Genomic DNA, 2,587 nt, shown 5'->3' on the forward strand with positions numbered 1-2,587 from the left:
GGCAACGGCGGCGCCGTGGTGCGCGCCGACGGGTCTCGGGCCAGCAGCACCGCGACGATGACGCTCCTGCAGACCGCGGCGAAGGTCAAACGGAGCGTGAGCATCGGCTACGTCGACGCCCAGGGCGTGGCGACCCATCGCATCGTCGATCCGATCAGCATCGGCGGTGGCCAACTCGACGCGTTCGACCCCGCCACCGGTGGGGTTCGGCGCTTCACCCTGCACCGGATCACCTCGGTCGCATTGGTCGAGTAGACCGGGCTCACGTGCACGCACGCCCCTACCTGTGGACAATGGAGAAGTTGCGCTCTTTCGGGCGCAGCAGATGTCTCTAGGAGGAACCGTGACCGACGGCCCGCTGATCGTCCAGTCCGACAAAACGCTGTTGCTCGAGGTCGATCACGAACTCGCGGGTGCAGCGCGGGCGGCCATCGCACCGTTCGCGGAGCTCGAACGTGCCCCCGAGCACGTGCACACCTATCGCATCACCCCGCTGGCACTGTGGAACGCCCGTGCCGCCGGCCACGACGCCGAACAGGTGGTCGACGCGCTGGTGAATTTCTCGCGTTACGCAGTGCCGCAGCCGCTGCTGGTCGACATCGTCGACACGATGGCACGCTACGGCCGGTTGCAGTTGGTCAAGAGCCCGGTGCACGGCCTGGTGCTGATCAGCCTGGACCGCGCGGTGCTCACAGAGGTGATGCGCCACAAGAAGATTGCGCCCATGCTCGGCGCGATGGTCGACGAGGACACGGTGATCGTGCATCCGAGCGAACGCGGCCACGTGAAGCAGATGTTGCTCAAGATCGGCTGGCCCGCCGAGGACCTCGCCGGCTACGTCGACGGCGAAGCTCACCCCATCGAGCTCGACACCGAGGGCGGCAACTGGACGCTGCGCGACTACCAGGAGATGGCAGCAGATTCCTTCTGGGCCGGCGGCTCGGGAGTCGTCGTACTGCCCTGCGGCGCAGGCAAGACGATGGTCGGCGCGGCCGCTATGGCCAGAGCCAAGGCCACCACGCTGATTCTGGTCACCAACACCGTCGCCGGTCGGCAGTGGAAGCGCGAACTCATTGCACGCACCTCGCTCACCGAGGAGGAGATCGGCGAGTATTCGGGCGAGCGCAAGGAGATTCGCCCTGTGACAATCGCCACGTACCAGGTGATCACGCGTCGTACCAAGGGTGAATACAAGCACCTCGAACTCTTCGATTCCCGCGACTGGGGATTGGTGATCTACGACGAGGTGCATCTGCTCCCCGCGCCGGTGTTCCGCATGACAGCCGATCTGCAGTCGCGTCGACGCCTCGGCCTCACCGCGACGCTCGTCCGCGAGGACGGCCGCGAGGGCGACGTCTTCTCGCTGATCGGGCCCAAGCGCTACGACGCACCATGGAAGGACATCGAGGCACAGGCTGGATCGCGCCGGCCGAGTGCATCGAGGTTCGCGTCACCCTCACCGATGCCGAGCGCATGTCGTACGCCGTGGCCGAGCCCGAGGAGCGCTACAAGCTGTGCTCGACGGCGCACACGAAGATCGCCGTCGTGAAATCGATCCTCGCCAAACACCAAGATGCTCCGACGCTGGTCATCGGCGCCTACCTCGACCAGTTGAACGAGCTCGGTGAAGCGCTGAACGCTCCGGTCATTCAGGGCTCGACCAAGAACAAGGAACGTGAAGTGCTGTTCGACGCGTTCCGCAAGGGCGAGATCCAGACGCTCGTGGTGAGCAAGGTGGCGAACTTCTCGATCGACCTTCCGGAAGCCTCTGTGGCAGTCCAGGTTTCGGGAACGTTCGGCTCCAGGCAGGAAGAGGCTCAGCGCCTGGGCCGACTGCTCCGGCCGAAGCACGACGGTGGTCAGGCGCACTTCTACTCGGTGGTCTCCCGCGACACCCTCGACGCCGAGTACGCAGCCCACCGTCAGCGCTTCCTCGCCGAACAGGGCTACGCGTACCGCATCACCGACGCGGACGATCTGCTCGGTCCGGCGATCTGAGACTTCGGGTCGGCTCGGTGCCGTGCTAGGAATACCTGTGTGCGCAAGTTCGAGTTCCCTGTAGACGTAGCCCACGCGAAGTCGGTCAACGAGACGTTCACCGAGCTTCGCCGGTTGCGGGCATCCGCAGCGCTCACCGCCGTGTTCCTCATCGCACTGGGAGCGTGGTTCATCTGGATCGCCGCCCCGTGGTCGTACATCCTCGGCGCGGTGTTCCTGATCGCGGCCGCCACCTCGCTCTGGGTGATGCTGTGGGCACCCCGAAAGATGGGTTCCATCGAATCACAATATGGCGCAGGCGATCTGGTGCCGGCGGTGGTGGCCGAGAAGTTACCGGGTGGAGCGACGCTACTGGCCCTGGTCGACATCGCGAAGCCCGGGGTGGACGAGCCGCATTATGTGCTGATCACCCGCGTCGTACGGGCCCTGCCCGGACACGCCGTCGAGCGGGGCGCACAGGTTCCCGCGGTGTCGGTTCTCGCGGACCGTGGCCGAAACACCGGCGGGCGAGCGTGGCAGTTGGCTCGGTGATGCCCATCGCCTGGGGAACCACCGATCCGGCGGTCATCGCACGCTGCCACCCGGGAGA

Annotated in this window: 1 protein-coding gene and 2 pseudogenes; all 3 read left to right on the forward strand. The window is 65.9% G+C overall.

What is annotated here, in order from left to right; translation table 11 throughout:
• Positions 1–255, forward strand: a pseudogene (locus RHBS_RS26750) (DNA-binding protein); the annotation flags it as partial.
• An 88-nt stretch (positions 256–343) separates the two neighbouring features.
• A pseudogene (locus RHBS_RS26755) lies at positions 344–1,998 on the forward strand (DNA repair helicase XPB).
• A 39-nt stretch (positions 1,999–2,037) separates the two neighbouring features.
• Entirely contained in the window at positions 2,038–2,529 is a 492-nt protein-coding gene (locus tag RHBS_RS26760) for a DUF3239 domain-containing protein (RefSeq protein WP_237669805.1), read from the forward strand.
• Positions 2,530–2,587 lie beyond the last annotated feature (58 nt).

The sequence above is a fragment of the Rhodococcus sp. BS-15 genome, from assembly GCF_000813105.1.
Classification (GTDB): domain Bacteria; phylum Actinomycetota; class Actinomycetes; order Mycobacteriales; family Mycobacteriaceae; genus Rhodococcoides.